Here is a 12,647-nt window from a genome sequence, read left to right as displayed (position 1 = left end):
GTCAGATCCTTTCGATGATCTTTTCGCCGAACATGCCTTCCGGGCGATACACCATGAAGGCCATGGCGATCATGTAGGCAAACCAGTCCTGAATGCCGCCACCGATGATCGGGCCCAGGTAGACCTCGGCCAGCGCCTCGCCCCCGCCGATGATCAGGCCCGCGACGATGGCGCCCGGGATGGAGGTGAGCCCGCCCAGCAGCAGCACCGGCAGCGCCTTGAAGGCCACATCGACCATCACCGGCTGCACGCCCAGGTTGCCGCCCCAGACCACGCCCGCCACGACCGCCACGAAGCCGGCGATGGACCACACCACCACCCAGACGGTGCTCAGGCGGATCCCCACCGCCTGGGCGGCCTGGTGGTCGTCCGCCACTGCCCGCAGCACCCGGCCCATGCGGGTCCACTGGGCGAACGCGGCCAGAAGCAGAACCAGCACGACGGCGATGCCGCCGGCCACCAGATCGTAGGTCTGGAAGAGCATGTTGCCGACGAAGATGGGATCCCGCGGAATGCCCACATCCAGCGTCCGGGAGCTGCTGCCCCAGAAGATCTCGGCGATGCCGATGAGGCAGAAGAAGATGCCGATGGTGGACATGAACATCACGATCGGCTCCTGGTTGACCAGGGGCCGCAGCACTACGCGTTCCACCACCCAGGCAACGCCGATCATGAGGACGATGGTGATGGGTATCGCCAGCCACAGCGGCACACCCCACTCACCGCTCATGCCGGCGATGAACATGGCGGCGAACAGCACCATCGCCGCCTGGGCGAAATTGAAGATGCCGGAGGCCTTGAAGATCAGCACGAAGCCCAGGGCGACGAGGGAGTACATCAACCCCGCCAGCAGGCCGCCGACCAGTACCTCGATGAAAAACGCCATGGTCAGGCCTCCTCTTCCTGTTGCGTACCCAGGTAGGCCTCGATGACCCGGGGATCGGAGCTCACTTCGTCGGGTGTGCCCTCGCCGATCTTCTCGCCGTGGTCGAGCACCACGATGCGGTCGGAGAGGTCCATGACCACGGCCATGTCGTGCTCGATCAGGGCGATGGTCATGCCGTACTGGTCATTGACGTCGAGGATGAAGCGGGCCATGTCCTGCTTCTCCTCCAGGTTCATGCCGGCCATGGGCTCGTCCAGGAGCAGCAGCTCCGGCTCCGCCGCCAGCGCCCGCCCGAGCTCGACGCGCTTCTGCAGGCCGTAGGGCAGTGTTCCCACCGGGGTCTTGCGGTGCTGCTGGATCTCCAGGAAATCGATAATCTCCTCGCAGAAGTGCCGGTGCGCCATCTCCTCGCGCCGGGCACGGCCGATCCACAGGGCGTTCTCCACCAGCGTCGACTGTGCCTTGAGGTGGCGCCCGGTCATGATGTTGTCGAGCGTGCTCATGCCCGTGAACAGGGCGATGTTCTGGAACGTCCGGGCGATGCCCTGGCTGGCGGCCTGGTACGGCCGCATCTGCTTGCGCGGCTCGCCCTTGTAGGTGATCGTGCCGGCGCTGGGCTGGTAGAAGCCGTTGATGCAGTTGAGCATGGACGACTTGCCCGCACCGTTGGGGCCGATAATGGAGAAGATCTGCCGGCGGCGGATCTCGAAGCTCACGTTGCGCAGCGCGTGCACGCCGCCGAACGAGAGCTGCACGTCCTCGACCTTCAGCAGGCTCTCTCCGGCACGGGCGGCGCCGGCGCTTTCCTGGGGTTGTGCTGCCATGGAGTCTTATCCTGCCTTGCTCATGGGCTGGTAGGTGGTCGCGTCGCTGATCCGCAGCGTCGCGCCGAGGACACCGGTGCTGCCGTCCTCGTAGGTGACGGGCACCTCGAACTGGACGCTCTCGTCGCCCCGGTAGAGGGCCTCGATGAGCTCGCCGTAGCGCTCGTTGATGATCCGCCGCCGCACCTTGCGGGTCCGGGTGATCTCGCCGTCGTCCGGGTCCAGCTCCTTGTGCAGGATGACAAAGCGGGTGATCTGGATGGGGGCAAGCTCCGGGTCGGAGGCGAGATCGCGATTCACCGCCTCGACCTCCTGGCGGATCAGGTCGTAGACCTCCGGTCGCCCGGCCAGGTCCACGTAGCCGGTAAAGGTGATGTTCTCGCGCTCGGCCCAGTTGCTGAGCGCCTCGAAGTCGATATTGATGAACGCCATCACCGACTCGCGCTCGTGCCCGAATGCCACCGCCTCCATGATGTGCGGGTGGAACTTGAGCTTGTTCTCCACGAACTTCGGGCTGAACATCGTGCCGTCGTTGAGTCGCCCCACATCCTTGGCGCGGTCGATGATGCGCAGGTGCCCATCCTCGGTGAACAGCCCGGCATCGCCGCTGTGCACCCAGCCTTCGGGGGTCTTGGTCTTCTGCGTCTCCTCGTCGTTCTTGTAGTAGCCCATGAACACCCCGGGGCTGCGGTAGAGCACCTCACCGTTATCGTCGAGCCGGATCTCCACGCCCTCGCCAGGGGGGCCGACGGTATCGGGGCGCACGTCGTCGTCCGTTTGCAGGCACAGGTACACCGAGCACTCGGTCTGGCCGTAGAGCTGCTTCAGGTTGACGCCGATGGAGCGGAAGAAATCGAAGATATCCGGACCGATCGCCTCGCCGGCGGTGTAGGCGACACGGATCCGCGAGAAGCCGAGGACGTTGCGCAGCGGTCCGTAGACCAGCAGGTTGCCGATGGCGTAGTTGATCCGGTCAGCGGTGGAAACCGGCTTGCCTTCGAGGATATCCACGCCCACCCGGCGGGCAAGCCGCAGGTAGTAGTGGAAAATCCGCTGCTTGATCCGGCTGGCGTCCTCCATGCGCACCATGACGTTGGTGATCAGGTTCTCCCAGGTGCGCGGCGGAGCGAAGAAGTAGGACGGCCCGATCTCGCGCAGATCCGTCATGACGGTATCCGGCGACTCCGGGCAGTTCAGGCAGAACCCCGCCAGAAACCCCTGGCAGTAGGTGAGGAAGTGATCGCCCACCCAGGCCATGGGCAGGTAGGCCAGGGTTTCGTCGTTCTCGGTCAGGCCATCGAACTTCACGGCGTGCTCGGCGGACTTGAGCAGATTGTCATAGCTGAGCATCACGCCCTTCGGGCGGCCGGTGGTCCCGGAGGTGTAGACGATGACCGACAGGTCGCCGCCCCGCCCCTTGGCGGCCTCTTCCCGGAAGAAGCCCTCGTGGGAGCGAGCGTACGCCCGCCCCTGGTCCTGAACGGCCTCGAGGGAGTAGAGAAAGGGCTCGTCGTAGTTGTGCAGGCCGCGGGGATCCTCGTAGATGACCGCCTCGAGCTTCGGCAGTTGGTCCTTCACCGAGAGAATCTTGTCGACCTGCTCCTGGTCCTCGACGAAGGCGAAGCGGACGTCGCCGTGATCGAGCACGTACTGCATCTCGTCGGCCACCGAGTCCTGGTAGACCGGCACGGGCACCGCACCCATGGCCTGCGGGGCCGCGAACCCCCAGTACAGCTGAGGCCGATTGTTGCCGACGATGGCCACCTTGTCGTCGCGCTCCAGGCCCAGGCTCTTGAGCCCCCCGGCCAGGGCCTCCACCTCGTCGAGCACCTGGCTCCAGGTCCAGGTCTGCCAGATGCCCAGGTCCTTCTCGCGCATCGCCGCCCGTTGCGGCCGCTCCCGGGCATTGCGGATGAGCAGCTTGGGGAAGGTGTCGTTGCGTTCGCTTGCGCTTTCCGCCATTACATCAGCCTCTTGCAAACATTAGCGGATTCAGTCCCCGCAGGCACAACTGTGCCATGGACTCAGCCGGATTCCAGAACGCGGAAGGGAAGAAGGACCGGAAAGCGGATCGCCCGTGTGCGTTGTGCAGGGCATGACCGCGGCGCGCGCGCATCGAATGCGTGCCACATCCTTTGTTCTCCTCCCGATTTATGCAGCCGGTTCTCTTATATTGGCCACATTTATAATGATTATTACGCCTTCAGATTACTGACTCTGGCAGCAAATGCAAGGTGTACAGCCGTCCTGCCCGGCACGATCGATGCGGCAGCGCAGCAACGGACGAGCCGGTGCTCCGTATGAGCAACACGGGCTTGACCGGCCCCCCTTGCAGCCGGAATGCTGCGCCTCGCGAGACGCACGCCCGGGACACTGGTGGATCGACGCAACGGGGAGCGCCCATGGCAACACCTCCGACCCCCTTGCTGACCGGCGGATGCTTCTTCGAGGCCCCACGCTGGCACGAAGGTCGTTGGTGGGTGTCCGACTTCTACCGGCATACCGTCCACACGGTCGCGCCGGACGGCGGGCAGGAGACGGTGCTGACGGTCCCCGGACGGCCCTCGGGCCTGGGCTGGCTCCCCGACGACTCGCTACTGGCGGTATCCATGCGGGACCAGTGCGTGCTCCGTCGCTGGCCCGACGGCCGGACCACGGAGCACGCCACCCTCGCCGGGATCGCCACCGGGCACGCCAACGACATGGTGGTCGATCCCTCGGGGCGTGCATGGGTCGGCAACTTCGGTTTCGACCTCATGGCCGGGGACGACCCGCGCCCGGCCACGCTGGCGCGCATCGACCCGGGCGGCACGAGCATGCCCGCGGCCGGGGATCTCTACTTCCCCAACGGCATGGCGATCTTCCCGGACGGCGGCACCCTGGTGGTCGCCGAGACCTTCGCCGGCCGGCTGACGGCGTTCACCGTGTCCCGGGAGGGCGAACTGGTGGATCGCCGTACCTGGGCGCAGTTCGGGGAGGATCCGACGCGGTATCCTGCCGGCGAGATGCGCCGGCACCTTGCCGTGGCGCCGGACGGGTGCTGCCTCGATGCCGATGGCTGTATCTGGGTCGCGGATGCCGTGGGCCGGCGCTGCATCCGGGTCGCGGAAGGGGGCGAGATCGTGGACACCGTGACCGGCCCCGACGGGCTTGGCGTGTTCGCCTGCATGCTCGGCGGCGCCGACGGTCGGACGCTGCTGCTGTGCTGCGCGCCCGACTCCTCGGAGCGAAAGCGCCGGGCCGCCCGGGAGGCGGCCCTGTGGACCGTCCGCGTGGACGCCCCGCACGCGGGCATCCCCTGAGGGTACGAGGGGAGGAATCGCTCAGAAGGGAATATCGTCGTCGAAGTCGTCCGCGGGCTCGGGGGACGACTGTGGAGCGGACTGCCCCTGGCTGCGGCCGCCGCTGTCGTCCATGGGTGCACCGCCGCCACCGCCGCCGCGGCCGTCCAGCATCTGCATGTCCCCGGCCACCACCTCGGTGGTGTAGCGATCCTGGCCGTCCTGCCCCTGCCACTTGCGGGTCTGCAGGCGCCCCTCCAGGTAGATCTTGGAGCCCTTGCGCAGGTACTCGCCCGCGATCTCCGCAAGCTTGCCGAAGAACACCACCCGATGCCACTCGGTGCGCTCCTGCTGCTCCCCCGTCTGCTTGTCGCGCCACGAATCGGTGGTCGCCAGACGGACGTTGGTCACCGCCGCCCCGCTGGGGCTGTAGCGGACCTCGGGATCGGCGCCGAGATTGCCGATCAGGATGACCTTGTTCACTCCGCGGGCCATGTCAGTCCTCCTTCAGTATATTGGTTTCGGCCCGGGCACCCCGCTTCCCTGGCGTGCCCGAACCGGAAATGTAGCGTGTTTGCGCCGCCGACGACAGCCGCAATCCCGGTCATCCCTCGGAGGCCGCGACGTGCCGGGCGTCGGGGACCTGCCCCATGCCGCGCAGGCTTCCCAGCCAGACCAGCGTGGCCGCCGCGCACACCAGGAAAACCCAGGTCACCCCGGCCGTGCCGTGAACGATGCCCCCGGTGACCCCGCCCAGGAAGGCGCCGCTGAACTGGGCCGTCGCGTAGACGCCCAGCGCCGTGCCCTTGGACTCCGCCGGCGCATACCGCGATATAAGCGCCGGCAGGGTGGCCTCGAGCACATTGAAGCCGGCGAACCACAGCCACAGCCCCACGAGCAGGAACACCGGCGTTTGCCCGAGGATGCCCATGGCCACCTGGGCAAGGGTCAGCCCGGCGACGGCCATGCACAGCACTTCCCGGTGCCACCCCCTGCGTTCGCTGACCATGACCGCGGGCACCAGGGCGACCACCGAGAGCACCAGCACCGGGACATAGACCTGCCAGTGCTGCCCCACCGCCAGGCCGAGGCTGTCCCGGAGCATGAGCGGCAGCACCACGAAGGCGGCCGTGAGGACGAAATGCAGGACGAAGATGCCGAGATCCAGCCGCAGCAGGTTGGCATCCCGGAGCACCCCGGCGAAGCGGCTGCGCACGGGTTCGGCATCGGCCTGCACGCTCTGTGGCGGCGGAGCCGGCACCAACCGGTACAACAGCCCGATGGCGACCACGGCGAGCAGGGCGGACACCCAGAAGATACTCGCCAGCCCGCCGACACCGGCGAGAACGGGCCCGAGTCCCATGGCGAGCAGGAAGGTCGCGCCCACGCTCATGCCGATCACGGCCATGACCTTGGTTCGCTGCCGCGGCTCCGTGAGATCGGCGGCCAGCGCCAGCACCGCCGCGGCAATGGCACCCCCGCCCTGGAGGGCACGGCCGACGATCACCCCGGCGATGTGGTCGGAGGCGGCGGCAACCATGCTGCCCGCCGCGAACACCAGCAGGCCCGCGAGAATCACCGGCCGGCGGCCGAAGCGGTCGGACAGGAAGCCCATGGGGATCTGCAGCAGGGCCTGCGTCAGTCCGTAGATACCGATGGCCACGCCGATGAGCGCCGGGGTCGCCCCTTCCAGCTCGACACCGTAGACAGCGAATACAGGCAGGATCAGGAACAGGCCGAACATGCGCAGGCCGAAAATGCTGGCCAGCCCCGCGGCGGTACGTCGCTCACCCGATGTCATCACGTCCATCCCCGCGGCGTGCGACAGCGCAACTCCCCATGCAACCCTCCTGGCTCGATACGGCGCTCATGGTATCACTTCGAATGCGTTTCGTGACGCGCGCCCGCGGCGAGTACAATGGGAGGTTTGCGACCCGTTGCCGGAGAGCCCATGGAATCCATCCGCATCCGCGGTGCCCGGACCCACAACCTGCAGAACATCGATGTGGACCTGCCCCGGAACCGGCTGGTCGTGATGACCGGCCTGTCCGGCTCGGGGAAATCGTCGCTGGCATTCGACACCATCTACGCCGAGGGGCAGCGGCGGTACGTGGAATCCCTGTCGGCCTACGCGCGGCAGTTCCTGTCCATGACGGAGAAACCCGACGTGGACGAGATCCAGGGCCTGTCCCCGGCGATCGCCATCGAGCAGAAGTCGACCTCGCACAACCCCCGCTCCACCGTGGGCACGGTCACGGAGATCCACGACTACCTGCGCCTGCTGTTCGCCCGCACGGGAACGCCCCGGTGCCCGGATCACCAGGTGGAGCTCAACGCCCGCACGGTCAGCGAAATGGTGGACCAGGTACTGGCCCAGCCGGAAGGGGCGCGGCTGCTGCTTCTGGCTCCGGTGGTCAGCGAGCGCAAGGGCGAGCACCTGCACGCGCTGCAGGAGCTGAAGTCCCAGGGGTTCGTGCGTGCGCGCATCGACGGCCTGGTGGTGGACCTGGACGACGCGCCGGCCCTGGACGGCAGGAAGGTGCACACCATCGAGGCCGTGGTGGACCGCTTCAAGGTCCGCCCGGACCTGGCCGGACGCCTGGCCGATTCCTTCGAGACCGCCCTGGGCATCGGCGACGGCATCGCCCGGGTGGCCTGGATGGACCACCCGGAGGCCGAGGACCTGGTGTTCTCGGCCCGCTACGCGTGCCCGGAGTGCGGCTACTCGCTGGACGAGCTGGAGCCCCGGCTGTTCTCGTTCAACAACCCCCGGGGCGCCTGCCCGACCTGCGACGGCCTGGGCGAGCAGGACTTCTTCGACCCGGCGCTGGTGGTGGCCAACCCGGGCCTGAGCCTGGCCGGCGGCGCCATCCGCGGCTGGGACCGTCGCAATGCCTACTACAGCCAGATGATCCGGTCCCTGGCCGAGCACTACGGCTTCTCCACGGAAACGCCGTGGCGGGAGCTGCCCGAGGCCGTCCGCGAGATCATCCTCTACGGCAGCGGCGACGAAGCCATCGCGTTCCGCTACATGACGCCCCAGGGGGGCACCCGCAAGCGCAGCCATGCCTTCGAGGGGGTGATCCCCAACATGGCCCGTCGGCACCGGGAGACGGACTCCGGGATCGTGCGCGAGGAGCTCGCCCGCTACCGCAGTACCCGCCGCTGCCCGGACTGCGACGGCACTCGCCTGAACCGCGCGGCCCGCAATGTCCTGGTGGCCGGGCACAGCCTGCCGGAGCTGGCGGCGCTGTCCATCAGCGACGGCCTGGCCTTCTTCCAGGCCTTCCAGCTGGAGGGCGCGCGCGGCGAGATCGCCGCGCCGATCCGGCGCGAGATCGCCCAGCGCCTCGCCTTTCTTGCCGACGTCGGCCTCGACTATCTCACCCTGGACCGGGGGGCCGACAGCCTCTCCGGCGGCGAGGCCCAGCGCATCCGGCTGGCGAGCCAGATCGGCGCCGGGCTGGTGGGGGTGATGTACGTGCTGGACGAGCCCTCCATCGGTCTCCACCAGCGCGACAACAACCGGCTCCTGGATACCCTGTGCCGTCTCCGCGACCTGGGCAACACGGTCATCGTCGTCGAGCACGACGAGGACGCCATCCGGCGCGCCGATCACGTGGTGGACATGGGGCCCGGGCCGGGTGTGCACGGCGGCCGCGTCATCGCCGAAGGCCCGCCGGAGCGGATCGCCGGGCACAGCGAGTCGCTCACCGGCCAGTACCTGGCCGGCACGCGGCGGATCCGCGTTCCCGATGCGCGCGTGACGCCCGACGCGAGCCGGCAGGTCACGGTGCGCAATGCCCGGGCCAACAACCTGCAGGGCCTCGACATAGCCATTCCCCTGGGCCTGCTCACCTGCGTGACCGGGGTGTCCGGCTCGGGAAAGTCCACCCTGATCAACGAGACCCTGTACCCGGTCGCGGCCCGCACCCTCAACGGTGCCACCATGAAGCCGGCCGAGTGCGATGCCGTGGAAGGACTGGAGCAGCTGGAGAAGGTGGTGGACATCGACCAGAGCCCCATCGGCCGGACGCCCCGCTCCAACCCCGCCACGTACACGGGGCTGTTCACCCCCATCCGGGAGCTCTTCGCCGGCACGCCCGAGGCCCGGGCCCGCGGGTACTCGCCGGGACGGTTCAGCTTCAACGTCAAGGGCGGGCGCTGCGAGGCCTGCCAGGGGGAAGGCGTGACCCGGGTCGCGATGCACTTCCTGCCGGACATCCACGTGCCCTGCGACGTCTGCAAGGGCCAGCGGTACAACCGCGAGACACTGGAGGTACGCTATCGCGGCCTCAACATCCACGAGGCCCTGGAGCTCACCGTGGAGCAGGCCCTGGACGTCTTCCATGCCGTGCCGGTGCTTCGCCGCAAGCTGGAGACGTTGATGGACGTGGGCCTGTCCTACGTGCGCCTGGGGCAGAGCGCGACCACGCTGTCCGGCGGCGAGGCGCAGCGGATCAAGCTGGCCCGGGAGCTGTCACGGCGGGAAGGCGGGCAGAACCTGTATATCCTGGATGAGCCCACCACGGGCCTGCACTTCCAGGACATCGACCAGCTCCTGGGGGTTCTCCACCGGCTGCGGGATCACGGCAACACGGTGATCGTCATCGAGCACAACCTGGACGTCATCAAGACCGCGGACTGGATCCTGGATCTGGGCCCCGAGGGGGGTGCCGGGGGCGGCCGGCTCGTGGCCGAGGGCACGCCGGAGGCCGTTGCGGCGATGGCGGACTCCCACACCGGCCGGTACCTGGCGCCGTTGCTGGCGCAGCAGGCGGAGCCGGACACCGGCGCCCGGGAAGGGCTCGGCTGAGGGTAGCACCGGCACCGGGCTAACACGCGGTCAAGCCGATCGGGGCTGAAGCCCGTCCCACAAGGACCGGTGGGACGGGCTTCAGCCCCGACTTTCCGGGAGCTCTAGCTCGGGAACAGGTGCTTGACCGCGTCGCGCTCTTCCACCAGTTCCTGCTCGGTGGCCTGCATCCGGTCGCGGCTGAACGCATCCAGCTCCAGGCCCTGGACGATCTCGTAGCGCCCCTGGCTGCAGGTCACCGGGAACGAGTAGATGATCCCTTCGGTAATGCCGTAGCTGCCGTCCGACGGGATGCCCATGCTCGTCCAGTCGCCCTCGGCCGTGCCCAGGGCCCACGTGCGCATGTGATCGATGGCCGAGCTGGCGGCCGAGGCGGCGCTGGAGGCACCGCGCGCCTTGATGATGGCGGCGCCGCGCTGCTGGACGGTGGGGATGAACTCGTTCTCGTACCACTGGCGGTCGACCTTCTCCAGCGCCGGCTCGCCCTTGATCAGGGTCTGGCTGATGTCCGGGTACTGCGTGGAGGAGTGGTTGCCCCAGACCGTGAGCCGCGTGATGTCCTGGGTGTGGACGCCGGTCTGGTTCGCCAGCTGGGCCAGGGCGCGATTGTGGTCCAGGCGGGTCATGGCGGTGAACTGGCCGGCATCGAGATCCGGTGCGTTCTGCTGGGCGATCAGGGCATTGGTGTTGGCCGGATTGCCCACCACCAGCACCCGTACGTCGCGGCTCGCCACGTCGTTGAGGGCCTTGCCCTGAACGGAGAAGATGGCGGCATTCGCCTCGAGCAGATCCTTGCGCTCCATGCCCGGGCCCCGCGGGCGCGCGCCCACCAGCAACGCGTAGTCCGCGTCCTTGAAGACCTCCTCGGCCTTGTCGCTGGTGGAAATGCCGGCGACCAGCGGGAACGCGCAGTCCTCGAGCTCCATGACCACACCGCCCAGCGCTTCGAGCGCCGGCGTGATCTCCAGCAGTTGCAGGATCACCGGCTGGTCCTTGCCCAGCATGTCACCGGAGGCGATCCGGAACAGCAGACTGTAGCCGATCTGGCCGGCGGCCCCGGTAACTGCAACGCGAACGGGTGCTTTCATGGTCTTCTCCTGTCGATTAGCTCGAATCCGGGCCCGGCGCGCCCATCGGCGAACGCCCCGGCCGCGTAGCCACCGCCATGCACCCAGATGTTGCACCGCAGCGGTTTTTCGGCCCCGGATTATAGCAGAGGTGCCGTCCGCTCGGCATCGTCACCGTCAGTCGTTGCCGCTGCCTCCCTCCCGGCCGCCGCTGCCGCCGCCGGAGCGGCCGTAGCCGCCGGCCATGGCGTCCCAGAACGCACGCTGGATGCCTTCCATGTTCTGGAACTGGGAGGGCATGAACGACTGCATCAGGGTCGCCGGATCGTAGCCTTCCGTGCCCGCCTGCATGCGCTCGCGAATGGTTCGCAGCATCTCCTCGTGCAGGGGCTGGACGTCCGGCCATCCGAAGAACCGCCGCAACTCCTCGGGCGTCGCATCGACTTCCACGTTCACCTTCATGGCGCTCTCCTGTTCTCCGGAATACGCAGGTACCGCTAGGGCCGGATCAGCCGGACCCGGCTTCCCGGCACCAGATGCAGCTGCCCGGCGGCGCTGCCCCCGTTCACGGCCACCTCCACCAGGCCGCTGGAGTTACGGTACCAGAACGGCACGCCCGGCTCGTTGTCCGCGAACGTCGTCGCCCGGCCCAGGCGGCGGTCACCCGCCTCGATGACGGCATCGTCGCTGACGGCGCTGCCGCGGATTCCGGTCATGGCGTTGCCGTAAGAATCCAGGTACAGGATGCGCGGCACGTCGTCCGGCCATTCGGCCCCGGGGCGATCGTCAAGACGCTGCCCCAGCCACGAGCGGTCCCCCTGCCACAGCGCGGCCGCCGCGGGTGCAAAGACATCCCGCCCGTGGAAGGTCGGCGCCGCATCGGCGGGCGGCGGCGCCAGCTCCCAGGCCGCCCATTCGCCCGCACGGCGCGCGACGAACTCGAACAGGCCATTGACGGGGCCGACGTACCAGCGCTCGTCGGCGTACAGCGCGCATCCGGGGCGCTCGGTGCCAACCCCCGGATCGATGACGGCCACGTTGATCGTCTCCGGCGGCAGCGGCCGGGCAAAGGGCTCGAGCAGGTAGCCGGCAGCCCGCGGGTCCATGGCCGGGGCATCGTGCAGCAGATCCACCACCGGTACCCCGGGCGCCCGTGCCCACAGGGCGGCCTTCAGCTGTCCCACGTACGGGCCCTGCCAGCCGAAATCCGTGAACAACGCGAACATACGCCCTCTGCTCCGCCGTGCCGTGAACCGTATTCTCGCCCCGTGGCCGGGCCGGGCGCAAAAAAAAGGCCGGGCACAAGGCCCGGCCTGGAGAGCGCCACGATATCCGGCGGCCTATTCGGCAGCCGCTTCCTGGCTCTCCCGGCTGGTTTCCTGCTCACCGAACGGACGGTCCACGAGCTCCACGAACGCCATCGGCGCGTTGTCCCCGGGCCGGTAGCCGCACTTGAGGATGCGCAGATAGCCGCCCGGCCGGGCCTGGTAGCGCGGACCCAGCTCGCTGAAGAGCTTGCCCACGGCCGCCTTGTCCCGCAGCCGCGAGAACGCCAGCCGCCGCCGCGAGACGCCGTCTTCCTTCGCCAGCGTGATGAGCGGCTCCGCCACGCGGCGCAGCTCCTTCGCCTTCGGCAGCGTGGTCTTGATGGCCTCGTGCTCGAACAGGGACACCGCCATGTTCCGGAACATGGCCTGTCGGTGACTGCTGTTGCGATTCAGTTGACGCCCGGATTTGCGATGACGCATGGTTCGTTACCTTCTGGTTCGTCGG

The 12,647-nt window shown here is 68.2% G+C and carries 11 protein-coding genes; 2 read left to right on the top strand and 9 right to left on the bottom strand.

Annotated features, from left to right (window positions below; genetic code table 11):
- Window position 1 precedes the first annotated feature (1 nt).
- From QWY84_RS14250 to QWY84_RS14240, 3 genes are read right to left on the bottom strand one after another with little or no spacing between them, the layout of a single operon-like run.
- Entirely contained in the window at window positions 2–886 is an 885-nt protein-coding gene (locus tag QWY84_RS14250; RefSeq protein WP_290203464.1) for a branched-chain amino acid ABC transporter permease, read from the bottom strand.
- A gap of 2 nt (window positions 887–888) precedes the next feature.
- On the bottom strand, window positions 889–1,710 hold the full coding sequence (locus tag QWY84_RS14245) for an ABC transporter ATP-binding protein (RefSeq protein WP_290203463.1): 822 nt from the start codon (window positions 1,708–1,710) through the stop codon (window positions 889–891).
- 6 nt (window positions 1,711–1,716) lie between these two features.
- Window positions 1,717–3,672: an AMP-binding protein gene (locus QWY84_RS14240; RefSeq protein WP_290203461.1), complete on the bottom strand. Its 1,956-nt coding sequence runs from the start codon at window positions 3,670–3,672 to the stop codon at window positions 1,717–1,719.
- A 440-nt stretch (window positions 3,673–4,112) separates the two neighbouring features.
- Between QWY84_RS14240 and QWY84_RS14235 the strand changes: the two genes are divergently transcribed.
- Window positions 4,113–5,012 carry an SMP-30/gluconolactonase/LRE family protein gene (locus QWY84_RS14235; protein WP_290203460.1) on the top strand — a complete coding sequence of 300 codons (900 nt, stop codon included), beginning with the start codon at window positions 4,113–4,115 and terminating at the stop codon, window positions 5,010–5,012.
- A 21-nt stretch (window positions 5,013–5,033) separates the two neighbouring features.
- On the opposite strand, the gene ssb is transcribed toward QWY84_RS14235, so the two are convergent.
- Together ssb and QWY84_RS14225 are read right to left on the bottom strand one after the other, a co-directional pair.
- Window positions 5,034–5,486: a single-stranded DNA-binding protein gene (ssb, locus tag QWY84_RS14230; RefSeq protein ID WP_290203459.1), complete on the bottom strand. Its 453-nt coding sequence runs from the start codon at window positions 5,484–5,486 to the stop codon at window positions 5,034–5,036.
- A gap of 109 nt (window positions 5,487–5,595) precedes the next feature.
- On the bottom strand, window positions 5,596–6,792 hold the full coding sequence (locus QWY84_RS14225; protein WP_290204046.1) for an MFS transporter: 1,197 nt from the start codon (window positions 6,790–6,792) through the stop codon (window positions 5,596–5,598).
- 150 nt (window positions 6,793–6,942) lie between these two features.
- Here QWY84_RS14225 and uvrA point away from each other — a divergent pair, with 150 nt between their 5' ends.
- Entirely contained in the window at window positions 6,943–9,807 is a 2,865-nt protein-coding gene (gene uvrA / locus QWY84_RS14220) for an excinuclease ABC subunit UvrA (RefSeq protein ID WP_290203457.1), read from the top strand.
- 104 nt (window positions 9,808–9,911) lie between these two features.
- Here uvrA and QWY84_RS14215 read toward each other — a convergent pair whose 3' ends face one another.
- The 4 genes from QWY84_RS14215 to rplQ form a co-directional block, all read right to left on the bottom strand.
- Complete coding sequence (locus QWY84_RS14215) at window positions 9,912–10,895, bottom strand: malate dehydrogenase (RefSeq protein WP_290203456.1); 984 nt, start codon at window positions 10,893–10,895, stop codon at window positions 9,912–9,914.
- A 156-nt stretch (window positions 10,896–11,051) separates the two neighbouring features.
- Window positions 11,052–11,336 (bottom strand): DUF6489 family protein, encoded by a 285-nt coding sequence (locus QWY84_RS14210; RefSeq protein WP_290203455.1) that lies wholly within the window; start codon window positions 11,334–11,336, stop codon window positions 11,052–11,054.
- A gap of 35 nt (window positions 11,337–11,371) precedes the next feature.
- On the bottom strand, window positions 11,372–12,100 hold the full coding sequence (locus QWY84_RS14205) for an SAM hydrolase/SAM-dependent halogenase family protein (protein ID WP_290203453.1): 729 nt from the start codon (window positions 12,098–12,100) through the stop codon (window positions 11,372–11,374).
- 114 nt (window positions 12,101–12,214) lie between these two features.
- Window positions 12,215–12,622, bottom strand: coding sequence for a 50S ribosomal protein L17 (gene rplQ / locus QWY84_RS14200; protein ID WP_290203451.1), 408 nt, complete (start codon window positions 12,620–12,622; stop codon window positions 12,215–12,217).
- Between the last annotated feature and the right edge of the window lie 25 nt (window positions 12,623–12,647).

Source organism: Aquisalimonas lutea (genome assembly GCF_030409225.1).
Classification (GTDB): domain Bacteria; phylum Pseudomonadota; class Gammaproteobacteria; order Nitrococcales; family Aquisalimonadaceae; genus Aquisalimonas; species Aquisalimonas lutea.
Note: the sequence above shows the minus strand (reverse complement) of the source record. Positions and strands in the feature narration are given on the sequence as shown.

Excerpts from the sequence above, each read along its gene's own strand:
- ssb (WP_290203459.1), bottom strand. The coding sequence starts at position 5,486 with ATGGCCCGCGGAGTGAACAAGGTCATCCTGATCGGCAATCTCGGCGCC.
- QWY84_RS14250 (WP_290203464.1), bottom strand. The coding sequence starts at position 886 with ATGGCGTTTTTCATCGAGGTACTGGTCGGCGGCCTGCTGGCGGGGTTG.
- QWY84_RS14245 (WP_290203463.1), bottom strand. The coding sequence starts at position 1,710 with ATGGCAGCACAACCCCAGGAAAGCGCCGGCGCCGCCCGTGCCGGAGAG.
- QWY84_RS14240 (WP_290203461.1), bottom strand. The coding sequence starts at position 3,672 with ATGGCGGAAAGCGCAAGCGAACGCAACGACACCTTCCCCAAGCTGCTC.
- QWY84_RS14235 (WP_290203460.1), top strand. The coding sequence starts at position 4,113 with ATGGCAACACCTCCGACCCCCTTGCTGACCGGCGGATGCTTCTTCGAG.
- uvrA (WP_290203457.1), top strand. The coding sequence starts at position 6,943 with ATGGAATCCATCCGCATCCGCGGTGCCCGGACCCACAACCTGCAGAAC.
- QWY84_RS14205 (WP_290203453.1), bottom strand. The coding sequence starts at position 12,100 with ATGTTCGCGTTGTTCACGGATTTCGGCTGGCAGGGCCCGTACGTGGGA.
- QWY84_RS14215 (WP_290203456.1), bottom strand. The coding sequence starts at position 10,895 with ATGAAAGCACCCGTTCGCGTTGCAGTTACCGGGGCCGCCGGCCAGATC.
- QWY84_RS14210 (WP_290203455.1), bottom strand. The coding sequence starts at position 11,336 with ATGAAGGTGAACGTGGAAGTCGATGCGACGCCCGAGGAGTTGCGGCGG.
- QWY84_RS14225 (WP_290204046.1), bottom strand. The coding sequence starts at position 6,792 with ATGACATCGGGTGAGCGACGTACCGCCGCGGGGCTGGCCAGCATTTTC.
- rplQ (WP_290203451.1), bottom strand. The coding sequence starts at position 12,622 with ATGCGTCATCGCAAATCCGGGCGTCAACTGAATCGCAACAGCAGTCAC.